We start from the raw sequence: 15672 nt of genomic DNA, 5'->3' as shown, positions 1-15672 counted from the left end.
CTACGATTCGAACTCGTGCGCTGAGCTCTGCTACAGTCTGCCCGTGTCTTCGAGTGCCGTCCCGCAGGTCCGCCATGAATTGGCGTTGATCGCTGTCGGCAATCTCGCGGTCGCGGACATTCTCTGTCGTTGATCGGTGACCGGGCACGTCCGCGCGTCCCTGCCCCGTAGACTGGCGTGCACTTTTTCGCAGACGTCCCCGACCCTCCCGTCGGCCGTTCCCGGCCGGTAGCCGCGCCACTGCCGCGTAGTTCGGCGGCAGGTCTACCCGATCGACACGAATTCTCAACCGCCACGGTTCCTTTCGATCCGTGTGGCGGTCCGCAGGAAAGGTCCCACCCCGATGTCTCGCAACACTTGGCTGTCCTCGCGCCGACGCTATGCCGCCGCCGCACTCACCGCGGCGGCGGCGGTCGTGCTCACCGCCTGCGGCGGCGGAGCCAGCGACGTCGTGGGCGGGGGTGGGGCCGACGGCAGCGGCGGCACCCTGAACCTGTACGCCTACGCCGTCCCGAAGCCCGGTTTCGACAAGGTCGTTCCCGAGTTCAACAAGACCGAGGCGGGCAAGGGCGTGCAGATCCAGCCGTCCTACGGCGCCTCGGGCGACCAGTCCCGCAAGGTCAAGGACGGCGCCGAGGCCGACGTCGTGAACTTCTCGGTGGAGCCCGACATCACCCGCCTCGTCGACGCGGGCTTGGTCGACGCCAACTGGAATGCCGACGCCAACAAGGGAATTCCGTTCGGCTCCGTGGTCGCGATCGTGGTGCGTCCCGGCAACCCGAAGGGCATCAAGGACTGGGACGACCTGCTGAAGCCGGGCGTCGAGGTGGTCACGCCCAACCCGTTCAGCTCCGGCTCGGCCAAGTGGAACCTGCTCGCGCCCTACGCGGCGAAGTCCGACGGCGGCAAGAACCCGCAGGCCGGTCTGGACTACCTGAGCCAGTTGATCTCCCCCGAGCACATCAAGGTGCAGCCGAAGTCGGGCAGGGAAGCCACCGAGACCTTCCTGCAGGGCACCGGTGACGTGCTGCTCAGCTACGAGAACGAGGCGATCTTCTCCGAGCGCAAGGGCGACGCGATCGAGCACATCATCCCGCCGACCACCTTCAAGATCGAGAACCCGGTCGCGGTGCTGAAGAACAGCAAGAATCCGGAGAAGGCCGTCGCCTTCCGCGACTTCCTGTTCACCCCTGCCGGTCAGAAGGCGTGGGCCGAGGCCGGTTTCCGTCCGGTCGACCCGCAGGTCGCCAGTGAGTTCGCCAAGGACTTCCCGACGCCGCAGAAGTTGTGGACGATCGACGACCTCGGCGGCTGGAAGACCGTGGACAAGGAATTGTTCGCCCCCGACTCGGGCAGCGTCGCGGTCATCTACGACAACGCCACCAAGTAGCCGGGTGACCCAGAGCACACGGGATACTGGACGATTGTGACTGACAGCAGTACCGCCGAGACCGGGGCCGCCCCCGGTCCCGGCGTAACCAAGAAACCGGCACGTCCGGGGCGTTCGCCCTGGTCGTGGCTGCGGGTGAGCGGGTCGGTCGGCCCGCTCGGCATCGCGACCACGGTGCTGTGGCTCAGCATCATCGTGCTGCTGCCGCTCGCCGCGCTGACCGTGACCTCCTTCGAGGAGGGCTGGTCCGGCTTCTGGGACGCGATCACCGCGCCCGCCGCGCTCGACTCGCTGCGCATCACCGTCTTCGTGTCGGTGGTCGTCGCGCTGATCAACGTGGTGATGGGCACCCTGATCGCGTGGGTGCTGGTGCGTGACGACTTCCCTGGCAAGGGCGTCGTCAACGCGCTGATCGACCTGCCGTTCGCGCTGCCGACCATTGTCGCCAGCATCGTGCTGCTGTCGCTGTACGGCCCGCAGAGCCCGATCGACATCCACCTGAACGCCACCCAGCCCGGTCTGGTGGTGGCGCTGGCGTTCGTCACGCTGCCGTTCGTGGTGCGTTCGGTGCAGCCGGTGCTGATGGAGGCCGACCGCGAGGTCGAGCAGGCCGCGCTCTCGCTGGGCGCCGACAACTGGACGACGTTTCGCCGGATCGTCCTTCCGACGCTGACGCCCGCGATCATCAGCGGCGGCGGCCTCGCCTTCGCCCGCGCGATCGGCGAGTACGGCTCGGTGGTCCTGATCGGCGGCGCCATCCCGCGCAAGACCGAGATGGCCTCGCAGTACATCCAGAAGCAGATCGAGATCGACCGGCCGGTGAACGCCGCGGCCGTGTCGGTGGCGCTGCTGGCGATCTCGTTCGTGACGCTGCTCGTGCTGCGTCTGCTCGCGGACCGCAGCGCGCGTAAGGAGCAGGCGAGCCGATGAAACCGTCCGCCCTGACCCGCATTTCGCTGCGGACGGTGGCACTGGGCTACCTGTTCGTCCTGCTGCTGCTTCCGCTGATCATCATTCTGTGGCGCACCTTCGAGAACGGCATCGGCGCGTTCATCGATTCGATCACCACGCCCGCGGCCATCTCGGCCTTCCAGCTCTCGCTGCTCATCGTGGCGATCGTGGTGCCGGTGAACGTGGTCTTCGGTGTGGTCACCGCCATCGCGCTGGTGCGCGGCCGCTTCCCCGGCCGCAATCTGGTGCAGGGCATCGTCGACCTGCCGTTCGCGGTCTCGCCGGTCGTCGTCGGTGTCGCGCTGATCCTGTTCTGGGGCGCGGGCGGCTGGCTCGGCGGTCTCGAGGACTTGGGGCTGAAGGTGATCTTCAACCTGCCGGGCATGGTCATCGCCACCATCTTCGTGACGCTGCCGTTCGTGGTGCGCGAGGTGGAGCCGGTGCTGCACGAGATCGGCGACGACCAGGAACAGGCGGCGGCAACCCTGGGCGCGTCGCGGTGGCAGACCTTCTGGCGGATCACGCTGCCCGCGATCCGCTGGGGCCTGACCTACGGCGTCGTGCTCACCGTCGCGCGTGCGCTCGGCGAGTTCGGCGCGGTCATCATGGTGTCCTCGGCGCTGCCCGGCCAGTCGCTGACGCTGACGCTGCTTGTGCACGGCCGCTACATCAACGACCACAACAGCTTCGGCGCCTACTGCGCCGCGACGCTGCTGATGGGCATGGCCCTCGTCGTTCTTCTGCTCATGACCCTTCTCGAACGCAAGCGGGACGCCAAATGATCACCGTGACCAACGCTCGAAAGAACTACGGCAGCTTCGCCGCGCTGGACGACGTCACCATCGACATCCCGTCCGGCGAGCTGACCGCGCTGCTCGGTCCGTCCGGTTCCGGCAAGTCGACGCTGCTGCGCTCCATCGCCGGGCTGGAGTCGCTCGACTCCGGCATCGTCACCATCGCGGGCAACGACGTCACCCGGGTGCCGCCGCAGAAGCGCGACATCGGCTTCGTCTTCCAGCACTACGCCGCGTTCAAGCACATGACCGTGCGCGACAACGTGGCCTTCGGCCTGAAGATCCGCAAGCGCCCCAAGGCCGAGATCGCGAAGCGGGTGGACGAGTTGCTCGGCATCGTCGGCTTGGACGGTTTCCAGCACCGCTACCCGGCGCAGCTGTCCGGCGGCCAGCGCCAGCGCATGGCCCTGGCCCGCGCGCTCGCGGTGGACCCGCAGGTGCTGCTGCTCGACGAGCCGTTCGGCGCGCTGGACGCCAAGGTCCGCGCCGATCTGCGCACCTGGCTGCGCCGCCTGCACGAGGAGGTCCACGTGACCACCGTGCTGGTGACCCACGACCAAGAGGAGGCGCTCGACGTCGCCGACCGCATCGCCGTGATGAACAAGGGCCGCATCGAACAGATCGGCACCCCCGAGGACGTCTACGACCGGCCGTCCAACGAGTTCGTCATGTCCTTCCTCGGTGACGTCGCGCGCCTGAACGGACACCTGGTGCGCCCGCACGACATTCGCGTCGGCCGCGACTCGAGCATGGCGCTCGCCGCGCACGAGGGCACCGCGGAATCGGCGGGCGTCACCCGCGCGACCGTCGAGCGGGTCGTGCACCTTGGCTTCGAGGTGCGGGTGGAGATGCGCAACGCGGCCACCGGCGACCACTTCGCCGCGCAGGTCACCCGTGGTGACGCCGAGGCGCTGAGGTTGTCCGAGGGCGAGACGGTCTACGCCCGCGCCACCCGGATCCCGGAGCTGCCCGAAAGCTGAACCCGGCGCCTCCCAGCGCGACCGGTCCGTTCAGGTCCTCGCAGCCCTTCCACACGCTTCGCAGACCGCACAGGCCCTGCGAAGCATGCGTAGGTACGTTGGGTGCGGACACCGGGTTGGTGCGGTGCGGAAGACGTTGTCCGGGAACGGGTTCGGGGCCGGGCGGGTGAGTTACTGTGGGCTGCTGGGGTTTTGCTGGCGTAGCCGGCACGCGCGATGACGCGATCAGGGCTTGGTCGAGTCGCCTGTCGCCCGGCAAACGCCGACCGGCGAGCGGCGGATCGCGACACGCCCGGGGGTGCCGGGCATTCCTGCGTGTCTTAGGGGAGATCGGGCAGGTCGCATGCCATCGGGGCCGGGGCGGCGGGCAGCGTGTGGCGAGCGGCGGGGTGCGGACAACCGGCTGTCCGGTGGTTGGCACGGCGGTCGCGGGGTGGTTGCGTGGTCGGTGTTCGAAGCACATCGGCTCGTCGATCGGGTGAATCGCGATGGCAGTTGGTCTTGGTTTGAGCATCGGCACGGTCAATTCGGTGACCGCGCTGGCGGACACGGCATCGGCCAAGGCGCCGCCGGGTCTGCTCGGTCACCGACGGCACGCGCGGCCAACGCCCTCTGTCACCCGACGCACCACCTTGAGCTTCGACAGCACCGGTTCGGCGCGCGTCGGCCTGATTCCCCGGCACGGCCGAGCCATCACCGAATTCGCTGACCTCGGCCGCCGCGACGGCACCACGGCGAGGGTCGGACAACGCACGCTCCGGCCCGCCGATCTCGTCGCGGTGGTGACCGACTGCCTCATCACCGAGGCGATGAGCGACCGGAGGGCGGTCGGCGCGGAGGTCGCGCTGACCCACCCGGCGAACTACGGGCCGGACGAGCTGGCCGAGCTGCGCGGCGCGCTGGACGCGATCGGCCTGCACCACGTCGCGCTGGTCGCCGAGCCGGTCGCGGCGGCGGCCTGGCTGGAGGAGGAACGCGGTCCGCTGATGCCCGGCCTCGCCTTGGTCTACGACCTCGGCGGCGCGAGCCTGGATGTCACGCTGGTCCGGGTCGGCGCCGGCAGGCCGCGCGATCCGATCGTCGGGGTCCCGCTGCGCTCCGCGGACTTCGGCGGACGGGCGTTCGGCGCGCTGCTCGCGGCGCGGGGGAGCGGCGCGTCCCCGATGGCGGGAAGCGCGAACGTGCTCGCCGACGAGTCGCGCGCCGAGCACGCACGCGCCTCGTTGGAACTGGTCTACCGCTGCCTGCGCACGGCCGACGTCACCATGGCCGACGTCGACTGCGTGCTTGTGGTGGGCGGTGCGGCCCGGCCGCCGGAGGTCTCCGGCGTGCTCGCCACGCAATTGGCGCGACCGGTGGTGGTCGCGCCCGATCCGGAACGTACGACCGCCGACGGCGCTGCGCTGCTCGCGCGGACGGCGGCGTTCGCGGCGGAGTCCGCGCAGCGCAGGAACAAGGGCCTGCTGCGCACGCGGCGCAAGCTGACCAGGGTGGCGTCCGTTGCGGCATTGTCCGCAGGTGGTGTCGCGCTCGCTTTCGCGCCGACCGCAGACGGTGCGGTCGCGGGCTCGGCACCCCTCGGGCTGTTCTAGCCCTGGTCCCACGGCGGCGGTCGGGTACGTCACCCGGCCGCCGCCGTTTCGTCTCCGGAGACGACTTCCGGGGGTGCGAGTTGACGTCACTCGTCGTAGGTGTAACTATGGGGTACAGGTAATACGTCCCCCGAGGAAGGCAGTGACGACGATGTCGACAGCCGAGAAGCACGCTATCGATCCCGATCTCGAGCAGGCGCAGAAATACGCCGCGAAGCTGCTGCTGCTGTCCGAGGGCTCGGTGAACAAGCACTTCGACCCGTTCGAGGACATCGACTGGGACAACCCCGACTACGCCGCCGACGCGGGCGAAGAGCGCTGGATCCTGCCGCGGTCGGCCGATCCGCTCGGCCGCCACCCCTGGTACCTGGCCCTGCCGAAGCACAAGCAGATCGAGCTCGGCAAGTACCGCCAGGCCAACGTGGCCAAGGTCGGTCTGCAGTTCGAGTCGATCCTGATCAGCGGCATGGTCATCCACAACTTCGGCCTGCCCAACGGTTCGCCCGAGTTCCGGTACTGCTCCCACGAGATGATCGAGGAGCACAACCACACCCTGATGTTCCAGGAGATGGTGAACCGGATCGGCATCGACGTGCCAGGCATGGGCCCGCTGGTGAGCATGTTCAAGTACCTCGCCGCGCCGGTCGCCGCCAAGATGCCGAACCTGTTCTTCATGGCCGTGCTCGCCGGCGAGGAGCCGATCGACCACATCCAGAAGGAGATCCTGCGCTCCGGCGAAGAGGTCCACCCGATCATGCTCGGCGTGATGGCCATCCACGTCGCCGAGGAGGCGCGCCACATCTCCTTCGCGCACGAGTTCCTGAAGAACCACGTGCCCGAGCAGGGCAAGCTCAACCGGTTCGTGCTGTCGATCGCGATGCCGATCATCATGTGGATCCTCGGCCGTTCCATCGCGACCCCGCCGAAGACGTTCTTCGAGGAGTTCGACATCCCGGACAAGGTCCGCAAGGAGCTGTTCTACGGTTCCAAGGAGGCCAAGCAGGTCTTCGCCGACTACTTCGTGGACGTGCGGGCGCTGGCCAAGGACCTCGGCCTGATCAACCCGATCTCCAAGCGGGTGTGGAAGCTGCTCGGCATCGACGGTCCGATGAGCCGCTACCGCTCGGAGCCGCTGCGCGTCGTGCACGCGAGCTGAGCGGCGGTCCACCATGCCCTACGTCGTCACCCAATCCTGTTGCAGCGACGCGTCTTGCGTGTACGCCTGCCCGGTCAACTGCATCCATCCCACGCCCGACGAGCCGGACTTCCTGACGGCAGAGATGCTGTACGTCGACCCGAAGGCCTGCGTGGACTGCGGCGCGTGCGCCACGGCCTGCCCCGTCGACGCCATCACCTCGTCGAAGAAGCTGACCGAGGAGCAGAAGCCCTTCATCGAGATCAACGCCGACTTCTACCGGCAGTCCCGGCCGCGTCCGCTGCTTGCCCGGCCGGTGCCCGCGGCGGAGATCCGCGCGGAGCGCGCGCCGCTGCGGGTGGCGATCGTCGGTTCGGGTCCGTCGGCGATGTACGCCGCGGACGAGCTGCTGACCCAGCCGAACGTGTCCGTCACCGTGTTCGATCGGCTGCCGGTGCCCTACGGTCTTGCCCGGCACGGCGTCGCGCCGGACCACGCCAAGACCAGGCAGGTCAGCAAGCTGTTCGACGTGATCTCGGCGCAGCCCGGCTTCGGTTCGTACCTGAATGTCGAGGTCGGCTCGCACGTGACGCACGAGGAGCTGCTCGGTCACTTCCACGCGGTGGTCTACGCCGTCGGCGCGTCCTCGGACCGCAAACTCGGCATCCCCGGTGAGGGCCTGGCGGGCAACGTCTCGGCCACCGACTTCGTCGCCTGGTACAACGGTCATCCCGATCACGTCGACGCCCGGTTCGATCTGTCGCAGAAGCGCGCGGTGATCGTCGGCAACGGCAATGTCGCGCTGGACGTGGCCCGCATTCTCGCCAGCGATCCGGAGACGCTCGTCGGCACCGACATCGCGCCGCACGCGCTGCGGGCGTTGCGCGAGAGCAAGATCGAAGAGGTGGTCGTGCTCGGCCGCCGCGGTCCGGCCGAATCCGCGTTCACCGTCCCGGAATTCGTGGGTCTGCTCGGCTCCGACGTGGACATCGCGGTCGAGGGCGAGTTGCCGGAGATCACCGCGGACCTGCCGTACAAGATCGAGCAGAAGCTGCGCCTGCTGCACAGCGTCGCCGATCGGCCGTTCGGCGAGCGGAAGCGAATCGTGTTCCGCTACCTGGCCGCACCCACCGCCGTGCTCGGCGACGACCGGGTGACCGGTCTGGAGATCGGCCGCAACGAGCTCGTCACCGACGCCGACGGGCGCGCCAAGGCCGTCGCCACCGGCGAGACCGAGCGGATGGAGGCCGGGCTCGTGCTCACCTCGGTCGGCTACCGCGGCGTGCCGCTGCGCGGGCTGCCCTTCGACGAGCGGGCGGGTGTGATCCCGAACGAGAACGGCAGGGTGCTCGGCGAAGCGGGTGGCGCGGTGCTGCCCGGCGCCTACGTCACCGGCTGGATCAAGCGCGGTCCCACCGGCTTCATCGGCACCAACAAGTCCTGCGCGCAGGAGACCGTGCGGCAGCTGGCCGACGACTACAACGCGGGTCGCCTGCCCGAACCCGCGGGTGGCGCCGCCGATTTCGATCGGCTGGTGCGTGGACGCAGGCCCGAGGTCGTCGCGGGTGGCAATGTGGTTCCGCAGCAGAAGCCGTTGCGCAAGCTGCTCGCCCGGGTCTGAGAGTCCGCGGTCTCGGTCGCTGAAGAGTACGTCCGGCAGACGCCGGTAGGGGCCGAGTCGATCTTCCGTCGAACGCCACGGAGATGCGTAGTGCATCCTCGTGGCGTTCGGCGTTCGGCGTTCGGCGTTCGGCGTTCGGCGTTCGGTTTGCCCGTTGTCGCGTTCGGCGTCGCCGTTAGGCGTCGGCGTTGCCCGTGGTCCGTTGCGCGTTCGGCGTTGCGCGTTGCCCGTTGCGCGTCGTGCGTTCAGCGTGCGGTGAAACCACCGTCGATCGCGAGCGCCGCGCCGGTGACGAAGCTCGCCTCCCTGCTGAGCAGGTACGCGCAGAACGAAGCGATCTCGTCCGGCGCGGCGACCCGGCCGATCGGATGTAGCGCCACGACGGCCGCCTCGCCTTCGGGCGTGGCACCCATCGAATTCCGAAACGCCGGGGTGTCCACCGCGCCGGACACCAGGGCGTTCACCCGAACGCCCTGCTCGGCGGACTCCAGCGCGACGGCCTTGGTCAGCCCGACGACGCCGTGCTTGGCGGCCACGTAGGGCGCCACCGACGCCATGCCGACCACGCCCAGGTTCGACGCGTTGTTCAGGATTGCGCCGCCACCCGAGGCGACGAGCGCAGGAACCTGGTGGCGTAGGCCGTAGAACACGGCCGTGAGGTTGAGTTCCAGGTCCGCGCGCCAGCCCGCCTCATCGATCTCGGCCACCGGACCGAACGCCCGGACCGCGCCCGCGTTGTTGAACGCCATGTCCAGACGGCCGTATTCGCCGACGGCGGCCTCGGTGAGCCTTGCGACGTCGGCCTCCACCGTGACGTCGGTCGGGACGAACAGCGCGCGCCCGCCCGCCTCGCGAATCTCCTCGGCGACCCGCTCACCGGCGTCCTTGCCGCGCGACCCCAGAACCACCGCGGCGCCCTCGGCGGCCAATCGCATCGCCACCGCTTTGCCGATGCCCGAGCCTGCGCCCGTGATCACCGCGACCTGCTCCGCGAACCGTGTCGACATCTGTGCCACTTTCCTTCCCGTTCTTGCCTTTTCGGTGTGGCGGACGTTGCCGCCGTATTCAGTCAACCGAGTGCGCTACGGCATCGCTGGCGGTAATCGGACGCGGCATTTGATGTGTCATCTATTCGGGCGCGGTGGCGCGTTTCGTGGAATCCGTGATGCTGGCTAAGTATTGGTTACCGACCAGTCGGTGTGTGCTGACCGATATGCCGGTCTCACCCGATGGCTCGTTTCGCCTGCCTGCCAACAAGGGCGTGAAATCGCTGAGCGGTAGCGGAAGCGGGTGTCCCGCAGGTGTTCTCCGGCGTGTCGAGGGGGGTGAACCGCATCCTATGGCACGATCTACCAGGTCATTCGAAGCATTGTTGCCGAAATCCAAACGTTCCATATCAATTCGGCATCCGGAAAGTTCTAGCAGCAGCTAACCTGTGGGGGCTGTTTGGAAGACGACCGCGGCCACACGGCTCGACTGTGTGCTGGACGTGGTCACGGTGCGTTGACGGGATAGCAAATGACTACATGTCTGGGCTTCAGCATCGGTTCAGTGAACTCCATAGCGGCTTCCGTGACCGAAGGTCTGATTCGACCCACGGTGCGCACCAGGCGCACGGCACTCACGTTCGACAACGCGGGCGGCGCCCGCATCGGCGGCATTCCCCAGTTCAGCTCGGCCATCACCGATTTCGCCGACCTGGCGCGCGACCCGGAACCCCTGGTCGTCGGCGGCAGGATCTTCTCACCGGCGAACCTCGTCGCCGCGGTGGTGACCGGACTGCTGGAGGCCGCCGAGCCCAGCGCCGGCGTGGTGGCCACCTACCCGGCGATCTACACCGACAAACAGCTCGCTCTACTACGTCAGGCGCTCGACCTCAACGGCGCCCGACACGTCATGCTGATACCCGAGCCGGTGGCCGCGGCCGAATGGCTCGAATACGAGCACGGCCCGCTGGAGACCGGTTTCGTCCTCGTCTACGACCTCGGCGGCACCAGCCTCGACGTGTCCGTCGTGCGCGTCGGTTCGGACTGGGTCAACCATCCGATCGTTGGAAAGCCCCAGCGCTCTTATGATTTCGGCGGTCGCCCGCTCGGCGACATGATCGCTCGGTACGCCCGCGTACCCGCCGCCACGGTCTCGATGACGTCCATCGTCGACGTCGACGGCCTTCGCGCCGAACACATCAGGGACTCTTTCGAAGTGGTGCGCGCCTGTTTGCGTTCCACCGGTCTCAGCCTCTCCGACATCGGACGCGTCCTCGTCGTCGGTGGCGCGTCCCGGCCCGGCGAGGTGGCCGGGACGCTGGCCGAACTCGGTCGTCCGGTGGTGCGGTCGGCCGATCCTGGCCAGGTGATCGCCGTCGGGGCCGCGCGGTTCGCTGCCCGCACCTTCGCCCCGGCGAGCACCGGGGAACGACCCGCACCGCGCGTGGCCGTATTCTCCAGCGCCGCAGTGGCTTCGGCGCTCGCCATGTCGGCGGCCACAGTCTTCGGCGGCTCCGGCGACACCGGTCTGCTTCCGGTGCTCGACCGCTTCCCTGTCGCCTCGCCGCTGCCCGGCGACACGCTGCTCTACGAGCCCAACGGCGGGACCGCCTTCGACCAAGCCGTGCGGCAGGGGCTGCCGGTGCCCGCGGCCCAGTACGCCTTCTCCGGCGGTGGTTACGACCGGTTCGTCTCTTCGGTCGGCCGCAGCGCGCCGCTCGGACCGTCGATCGATGAATCACGCGGCGGGTCGCACAACGACTCCCGAACCTGCTGCGGCGACGGACGATACGCGGGGACTCAGTACGCCGACCCCGCCCAGTTCACCAACCCGCTGCCCTTCACCAAGCGCGTGCCGCGGGTGAGCCTGCCGTCGTGGGAGCGGCTGAACCCGTCGCTCCCGGGCATCGGCCTGCCGTCGGAACCCAACACCAACCCGGCCCCGAATCCGCCCGCTCCGAATCCTTCGGCGCCGGTGGATCCCTCGGCCCCCGGCAACACTCAGCCCGGCTCGGGTACGCCATCCGCGCCCGGCTCGAACACCGGTGGCGCGACGACACCCGGTGGTACCGATACGCCGACGGACGGTGCCGGTTCCGATGGGACGGGCGGAAATTCGACACCGGGCGGAGATGCGTCCGGCGGCACGGGTGGGACGCCTTCCGATGGAACGTCCGGCGGCACCGGTGGCGCGTCGGACGGCGCAGGCGGTGCGGCGGGCGGCGGTGCCGACGGTAGCTCCGGCGGTTCATCCTCGGGTGGGTCGTCCGGTGACGGCGCGTCCGACGGTGATTCGGGCGGCGGTTCTTCCGGCGGCGGTGCGTCCGGTGGCGGGGGAGCATCGTCCGGCGGTGATTCTGGCGTGGACGGTGCGTCTTCCGGTGGTGATTCTTCCGGGGGCGCATCATCCGGTGGTGGCGCGTCCTCGGGTGGCGGTGCTTCCGCCGGCGGAGGCGGTGATTCGTCCGGCGGTGATTCGTCCGGCGGCGGCGCGTCTTCCGGCGGTAGCGGTGCGTCCGGTGGAGCTTCCTCGGGCGGCGGCGCCTCCTCCGGTGGTGGTGCGTCGTCCGGCGGTGCCTCCTCTGGTGGCGGCAATTCCACCGGCCGTGGCACCACGTCCGGCGGTGCGTCTTCACATGGTGGCGCTTCCTCGGGCGGCGGCACCTCCTCCGGCGGAGCCTCGTCCTCCGGCCGCTCGGGCGGAACCTCCTCCGGCGGCTCGACTTCCGGTGGCTCCGGCGGAGCGGGCGGTGGCTCGAAGGTCGGCGGTGGCTCGAAGGTCGGCGGCGGCGCAGGCGGCGGTGGTGGTGCAGGCGGCGGGGGCGCGCGCCGCTGAGCAACTCGTGGCGGGGCGCGCGGCTGAGCAACTCGTGGCGGGGCGCGCGGCTGATCAACTCGTGGCGGGGCGCGCGGCTGAGCAACTCGTGGCGGGGCGCGCGGCTGAGCAACTCGTGGCGGGGCGTGCCGCTGATCAACTCGCGGCGGCGCGCGCCGCTGAGCAGCTCGCGGCCGCTACCACCCGCCGATGTCGTTGTGAGCGGGCGCAATACCCGTCCGTGGCCACCTACGGGGTCGTTGGCGCGGCGCGGTTCCAAGCTCGGCGGCGATTCGTCCGCTGGCGGTGGCGCTGCATCCGGCGGCGGTAAACCGTGGGGCGGTGGCGCGGTGGGGCGTCTTCCGGCGGCACCGTCTCGGCTCGATCCTTCTCGCACGGAATCTCTTCCCGTGGCCCAATCGCCGGTAGGTCCGGGCGGCATCGCCAGGGCGGTCTCGAAGCCCGACCGTCCGGCGGTGCGTCTTCACATGGTGGCGCTTCCTCCGGCGGCAGCACCTCCTCCGGAGGAGCCTCGTCCTCCGGCCGCTCGGGCGGAACCTCTTCCGGTGGTTCGACTTCCGGCGGTGCTGGCGGCGGTTGCAAGGTCGGCGGCGGCTCGAAGGTCGGCGGCGGCGCAGGTGGCGGTGGTGGTGCCGGTGGCGGCGCAGGCGGCGGGGGCGCGCGCCGCTGAGCAGCTCGCGGCCGCCACGACCAGCCGATGTCGTTGTGAGCGGGCGAAATACCGAGCGGCGGTGTCGATGGGGCTGGCTGGCGCCGTCGATCAGCCGGGGCGGCCACCGCGAGGCGTTGTCGTCGCCATCGGCCGAAGTACTGGTTGGCGGAAACGACGGGACTGTTTCCCACCGTGTGTGGCAGTGCGTGGCAACGGTTGTCGGCGTCGCATCGCGGACCGGCGGGCGGCCGACCGTGCTCGAACCGCGAACGAGCGGTCGGCCCACGGGGCACAATGAGCAGGTGAAAGCGCTTGGGGGAGGGCCGCGGCTGATCGCGTTGGATGTGGACGGCACGCTGCTCGAGACGGGAGAGCCGATCAGTGCGCGAGTGGCCGCGGCGGTGGCGGCGGCCGTCGCGGCCGGGGCGCACGTCGTGGTGACGACCGGACGCACGCTGCTGACGACGCGTCCGGTGCTCGCCGAACTCGGGCTGGTCGAGGGGCACGCGCTGTGTTCCAACGGCGCGGTGCACATCGATGTGGCCAAAGGCGTGCCGGTGGCGGTGCAGGCGTTCGATCCGGCGCCCGCGGTCGCCGCGTTGCGCGCCCTGTTCCCGGAGATGATCTTCGCCGTGGAGAAGGTCGGGGTCGGCACCTGGGCGACCGGTGACAGCCCCGGCGAATTCTCCATCGGCGAATATCTTCTCGTCGATCACGGCGCGCTCAGCAGCGAGCCGACGCCGCGTCTCAACGGCTGGTGGCCGGACGGAACGCTGGACGAGATGCTGGCGCTGTTGCGGACCTTCCGAGTGCCCGACGCGAGTTGGGTGCACGGGGAGTTCGGTCCGTGGCTGACGGTCTCGCGTCGCGGGGTCTCCAAAGGCTGGGCGCTGGAACGACTGCGCGTGTCCCTCGGCATTCCGCACGCCGCGACACTGGCCATCGGCGACGGCTACAACGACCGCGAAATGCTGCGCTGGGCCGGGTATTCCGTCGCCATGGCCAACGCGGCGGACGAGGTTCGCGCGCTGGCCGACGAGGTGACCGGCGACGTCGCCGCAGACGGTGTCGCCACCGTGCTGGAGCGCTGGTTCCGCTGACCTACACGCCGCCGGTCTTCGCGACGACCTCGCGGTAGTGCGGGTTCGACATGATCCCGATGATGTTGCCGAACGGGTCGACCACCGCGGCGGTGACGAAACCTTCGCCGTTGCCGCGCGGGGTGATCGGGTCGTACTCCTCGGCGCCGAGCTCGAGCAGCCGCTGGAAGGTGGCTTCCAGATCGTCGACATGCCAGTTCAGGATGCCGCCGCCGCCCGGCTCGTTGCGCGCGCCCTGCGGCGCGTAGGCGCGGTTCACGATGCCGAGTTCGGCCTGGTAATCGCCGATGCGGAACTCGTAGTACCCGTTCGGCACGTGGTAGTACGGCGCGACGCCGAGGAATTCGGCGTACCAGTCCTTGGCGGCCTCGAGGTCGTCGGCGTAGTAGGTGACGGTGGCCATTCCGCGCAACATGTCGGTGCTCCTTCGGTTCGGACGTTTCTGTTCTTGCTGGTGAAACCATTCTCGCGGGCAAAGTGCTCACCAACTGAGCACTTTTTGCGGCAGAATTTCCGGTATGCGAGCGGATCGTCTGGTGGCCACCTTGCTGCTCATGCAGGCCCGCGGCCGGGTGACCGCCGCCGAGGTCGCCGAGGAGTTGGAGGTCTCGGTGGCGACGGCACGGCGCGATCTCGAGGCGCTGTCGGCGGCGGGCATCCCGGTCTATCCGCAGCCGGGCCGGGGCGGCGGCTGGTCGCTGATCGGCGGTGCGCGCACGGATCTCAGCGGTCTGTCCGAACCCGAGGCGCGGGCGCTGTTCCTGCTGGCGGGCGCTTCGGCGAGCGCGAACCCTGAGGTGAAATCCGCGCTGCGCAAGCTCGTTCGGGCCCTCCCGCAGACCTTCCGCGCCGACGCCGAGGCGGCGGCCGACGCGGTGATCATCGATCCCGCGCGGTGGGGGCAGCGCGACCGGAACCGGCCCGGCGTGGTGGATTTGTTGCAGCGCGCGGTCGTTCAGCGGCGCCGGGTGCGGCTGGAGTACGAGCGGGCGGGCACGCGCACCACGCGGATGGTCGACCCGTGGGGTTTGGTCGACAAGGACGCCATCTGGTACCTGATCGCGGGCACCGAGCGGGGCAGCAGGACCTTCCGGGTCGACCGGATCGTGAACGCGACCCACACCGACGAAACCTTCGACCGCCCAGCCGATTTCGACCTGTCCGGTGCATGGGAGGAGGTCGTCGGGGAGATGGAGCAGCGGCGCGCGGCCACCGCGGCGACGGCCCTCATCGCGCCCGCGCTGCTCCCGGTGCTGCGTGATCAGCAGGGCAGGCACTGCGAAGTCGACGGTCCGGTGTCCGACGGGCGGGTCCGGGTTCGGGTCACCGCGCCGACGCCGCGAATGATCGCCCAGCAGCTGGCCGGGTGGGGTGCGGACATCGAGGTCCTCGGGCCGCCGGAGGTGTGCGAGGAGCTCGCGCTGATCGGTGCGGAGTTGGTTCGACGATACGGGGCGACGCGGTAGCCGAAACGGCTTGCAGCCGAGTGCTTTCAGGCAAAGCCTCGCTGCGATGCGCAACCCGCCGAGGCGCACTCGGGCCCCGCCGATCGGTAACTCGGCGCAGGTACGGGCGCTCGCGCCGGTCGTGGGGCAGATCGCCGACCCGGTGCGGTTCGTCGCGACACCGCGTGCC

General features: G+C 69.5%; 13 protein-coding genes. 11 read left to right on the top strand and 2 right to left on the bottom strand.

Going from position 1 to position 15672, the window contains the following annotated elements; all coding sequences use genetic code 11:
• The first annotated feature begins 43 nt into the window (after positions 1 to 43).
• The 8 genes from NAM01S_RS37350 (at position 44) to NAM01S_RS19470 (ending at position 8463) form a co-directional block, all read left to right on the top strand.
• On the top strand, positions 44 to 133 hold the full coding sequence (locus tag NAM01S_RS37350) for an Ms4533A family Cys-rich leader peptide (protein ID WP_309546086.1): 90 nt from the start codon (positions 44 to 46) through the stop codon (positions 131 to 133).
• A 210-nt stretch (positions 134 to 343) separates the two neighbouring features.
• Positions 344 to 1390: a sulfate ABC transporter substrate-binding protein gene (locus NAM01S_RS19500; protein WP_084483087.1), complete on the top strand. Its 1047-nt coding sequence runs from the start codon at positions 344 to 346 to the stop codon at positions 1388 to 1390.
• 36 nt (positions 1391 to 1426) lie between these two features.
• Positions 1427 to 2320, top strand: coding sequence for a sulfate ABC transporter permease subunit CysT (gene cysT, locus NAM01S_RS19495; RefSeq protein WP_084483086.1), 894 nt, complete (start codon positions 1427 to 1429; stop codon positions 2318 to 2320).
• Positions 2317 to 3123, top strand: coding sequence for a sulfate ABC transporter permease subunit CysW (gene cysW / locus NAM01S_RS19490; RefSeq protein ID WP_067787274.1), 807 nt, complete (start codon positions 2317 to 2319; stop codon positions 3121 to 3123). The genes cysT and cysW overlap by 4 nt, the downstream gene beginning before the upstream one ends.
• A complete protein-coding gene (locus NAM01S_RS19485; protein ID WP_067787272.1) occupies positions 3120 to 4115 on the top strand; it encodes a sulfate/molybdate ABC transporter ATP-binding protein in 996 nt (331 codons plus the stop codon). The genes cysW and NAM01S_RS19485 overlap by 4 nt, the downstream gene beginning before the upstream one ends.
• Positions 4116 to 4603: 488 nt before the next feature.
• Positions 4604 to 5707 (top strand): Hsp70 family protein, encoded by a 1104-nt coding sequence (locus NAM01S_RS19480; RefSeq protein WP_067787271.1) that lies wholly within the window; start codon positions 4604 to 4606, stop codon positions 5705 to 5707.
• Between the two features lie 142 nt (positions 5708 to 5849).
• A complete protein-coding gene (locus NAM01S_RS19475; protein ID WP_372509832.1) occupies positions 5850 to 6863 on the top strand; it encodes an AurF N-oxygenase family protein in 1014 nt (337 codons plus the stop codon).
• A gap of 13 nt (positions 6864 to 6876) precedes the next feature.
• Positions 6877 to 8463, top strand: coding sequence for an FAD-dependent oxidoreductase (locus NAM01S_RS19470; RefSeq protein ID WP_067787268.1), 1587 nt, complete (start codon positions 6877 to 6879; stop codon positions 8461 to 8463).
• A gap of 245 nt (positions 8464 to 8708) precedes the next feature.
• Here the strand turns inward: NAM01S_RS19470 and NAM01S_RS19465 are convergent, their stop codons facing one another.
• A complete protein-coding gene (locus NAM01S_RS19465; RefSeq protein ID WP_067787267.1) occupies positions 8709 to 9470 on the bottom strand; it encodes an SDR family NAD(P)-dependent oxidoreductase in 762 nt (253 codons plus the stop codon).
• 565 nt (positions 9471 to 10035) lie between these two features.
• Here NAM01S_RS19465 and NAM01S_RS19460 point away from each other — a divergent pair.
• Together NAM01S_RS19460 and NAM01S_RS19450 are read left to right on the top strand one after the other, a co-directional pair.
• On the top strand, positions 10036 to 12285 hold the full coding sequence (locus NAM01S_RS19460) for an Hsp70 family protein (protein ID WP_067787265.1): 2250 nt from the start codon (positions 10036 to 10038) through the stop codon (positions 12283 to 12285).
• Positions 12286 to 13239: 954 nt separating this feature from the next.
• Positions 13240 to 14037 carry an HAD family hydrolase gene (locus tag NAM01S_RS19450; protein ID WP_067787332.1) on the top strand — a complete coding sequence of 266 codons (798 nt, stop codon included), beginning with the start codon at positions 13240 to 13242 and terminating at the stop codon, positions 14035 to 14037.
• A gap of 1 nt (position 14038) precedes the next feature.
• On the opposite strand, the gene NAM01S_RS19445 is transcribed toward NAM01S_RS19450, so the two are convergent.
• A complete protein-coding gene (locus NAM01S_RS19445) occupies positions 14039 to 14452 on the bottom strand; it encodes a VOC family protein (protein ID WP_067787261.1) in 414 nt (137 codons plus the stop codon).
• A 103-nt stretch (positions 14453 to 14555) separates the two neighbouring features.
• On the opposite strand from NAM01S_RS19445, the gene NAM01S_RS19440 reads away from it, so the two are divergent.
• The gene (locus NAM01S_RS19440; protein WP_067787259.1) at positions 14556 to 15503 is read left to right on the top strand and encodes a helix-turn-helix transcriptional regulator; all 948 of its coding nucleotides are present in this window, start codon (positions 14556 to 14558) and stop codon (positions 15501 to 15503) included.
• Positions 15504 to 15672 lie beyond the last annotated feature (169 nt).

The sequence above is a fragment of the Nocardia amikacinitolerans NBRC 108937 genome, assembly GCF_001612615.1.
Classification (GTDB): Bacteria; Actinomycetota; Actinomycetes; order Mycobacteriales; family Mycobacteriaceae; genus Nocardia; species Nocardia amikacinitolerans.
Note: the sequence above shows the minus strand (reverse complement) of the source record. Positions and strands in the feature narration are given on the sequence as shown.

Excerpts from the sequence above, each read along its gene's own strand:
- NAM01S_RS19445 (WP_067787261.1), bottom strand. The coding sequence starts at position 14,452 with ATGTTGCGCGGAATGGCCACCGTCACCTACTACGCCGACGACCTCGAG.
- NAM01S_RS19440 (WP_067787259.1), top strand. The coding sequence starts at position 14,556 with ATGCGAGCGGATCGTCTGGTGGCCACCTTGCTGCTCATGCAGGCCCGC.
- cysW (WP_067787274.1), top strand. The coding sequence starts at position 2,317 with ATGAAACCGTCCGCCCTGACCCGCATTTCGCTGCGGACGGTGGCACTG.
- NAM01S_RS19470 (WP_067787268.1), top strand. The coding sequence starts at position 6,877 with ATGCCCTACGTCGTCACCCAATCCTGTTGCAGCGACGCGTCTTGCGTG.
- NAM01S_RS19480 (WP_067787271.1), top strand. The coding sequence starts at position 4,604 with ATGGCAGTTGGTCTTGGTTTGAGCATCGGCACGGTCAATTCGGTGACC.
- NAM01S_RS19485 (WP_067787272.1), top strand. The coding sequence starts at position 3,120 with ATGATCACCGTGACCAACGCTCGAAAGAACTACGGCAGCTTCGCCGCG.
- NAM01S_RS19500 (WP_084483087.1), top strand. The coding sequence starts at position 344 with ATGTCTCGCAACACTTGGCTGTCCTCGCGCCGACGCTATGCCGCCGCC.
- NAM01S_RS19465 (WP_067787267.1), bottom strand. The coding sequence starts at position 9,470 with ATGTCGACACGGTTCGCGGAGCAGGTCGCGGTGATCACGGGCGCAGGC.